This is a genomic window from Xanthomonas sp. SHU 166 (assembly GCF_000364685.1).
Lineage (GTDB): Bacteria > Pseudomonadota > Gammaproteobacteria > Xanthomonadales > Xanthomonadaceae > Xanthomonas_A > Xanthomonas_A sontii.
Genome location: NZ_AQOJ01000782.1, coordinates 1 through 1,758 on the forward strand (window position 1 = coordinate 1; position 1,758 = coordinate 1,758).

Below are 1,758 nucleotides of genomic sequence, written 5' to 3' on the forward strand. Positions count from 1 at the left end.
ACCTGCCGCAGCAGCGCAAGAAGTTGCTCCCAGCGAGCCGGTTCCGGACTCGGCTCGGCACGCAGCCCCTGCAGGCCGCCTGCGATGTCCGCCAGCTGCGCCACCATGCGCCCGCCGACATCGGCCTCATCGGCGCCCATCGCCTTGTTGCGCAGGAAGTCGCGCTTGATCTGGTCCCAGCGCGCCTGTTCCTCGGCGCCCATCGCGCCGCGCAACTCGGCCAGCTTGAGCAGGTTCTCCTCGGCGCCGCTGGTCAGCAGTTGCGCCTCGCCCAGGTAGTGGTCGGAGATCAGCTGCTGCAACTCGGCCTCGTTCATCACCGGCGAGACCTTCTCCGCCAGCTTGTTCATGTTGCGGTAGCTGCCCTGCAGCCGGAACGGCGGCTCGGTGCGGTAGCGATCGTCCTGCGCGGCGCTGGCGATGTACTGCTGGTTGACCTTGTACACCACCTCGCGCACGCGCAGCAGGCGCTGCAGCGTGGCCACGATCTCGTTGATCTCCGCGCCGCTGTAGGCATGGCTGAGCGCGTTGCCGGAGATCTCCTTGCCGCGCGCGCGATCCACCAGCAGGTACAGGTCCGCCAGCTCGCGCGTGGCCAGCGGCGCGAGCACCGGATTGGAGGTGAGCGCGTTCTCGATGTAGCTGAGCAGGAACGCCTCCTCCATGCCACCGAGCACGTCGCCCAGGTTGTAGATGTCGGCGCGGTTGGCGAGCATGTCCGGAATCTTGAACACCTCGCCGGACTCGGTGTACGGATTGCCGGCCATCACCACGCAGAACTTCTTGCCGCGCATGTCGTAGGTGCGCGTGCGCCCCTTCCACACGCCCTCGATGCGGCGCGTGCCGTCGCACAGCGAGATGAACTTCTGCAGGAATTCCGGGTGCGTGTGCTGGATGTCGTCGACGTACAGCATGGTGTTGTTGCCCATCTCCAGCGCGAGATTGAGCTTGAGCAATTCCTGTCGCGCGGTGGCGTCCGGCGCCTGCGCCGGATCCAGCGAGCGCACCGCGTGGCCCAGCGCGGGACCATTGATCTTCATGAAGACCAGGCCGAGCCGGCTGGCGACGTACTCCATGAGCGTGGTCTTGCCGTAGCCGGGCGGCGAGATCAGCATCAGCATGCCCATCAGGTCGCTGCGCTTGTTCTCGCCGACCGTGCCCATCTGCTTGGCCAGGTTGTCGCCGATCACGCCCAGGTAGACCTCATTGATCAGCTTGTTGCGCACGAACGAGGACAGCGGCCGCGGCTTGAACTCGGACAGGCGCAACTGCTCGCGCTCGCGGGCGATGACCTGCTGGCGCAGGGCCTGGTACTGGCGGAAGCCGGGCACGAACACCTGCTCGTGGTGGCGCAGGCGCGCCAGGAAATCGTCGATGGCCAGGCGCAGGCGCCCGCCTTCGATGCGCGGATGTTCGCCGAGCAGGCCCTCCACCGTGGCCATCAACGCCACCTCGCTGGCGCGGCTGCGCAGCCGCGGCGCCAGCAGCGCGATCGCCACCGCCTCGGGCGCGTAGCCGGCGTGGACCGCGAAGCGCGGATCGTGGCACAGGCCCTGCACCCACTGGCTGGCCTGCGTCCAGGCGGCGCCGAGCTTGCCGCGCACGCGTTCCAGGCCTTGCTCGAACTGCTCGCGCAGCCCGGCCTCGGCCAGCCGCGCATGCAGCGCATCGAGCAGTTCCCGCGCATGCCGGCTGAACGGGAAAGTCGGTTCGCCCTGCGCCAGTTCGGCCGCCAGGTAGGCGGCGGCCGCCCGCGCC

At 68.5% G+C, this 1,758-nt stretch carries 1 protein-coding gene; it reads right to left on the reverse strand.

What is annotated here, in order from left to right; all coding sequences use genetic code 11:
• Positions 1-1,758 (reverse strand): AAA family ATPase (locus D180_RS18135; protein ID WP_017913907.1); only part of this gene is annotated, 1,758 nt, incomplete at both ends.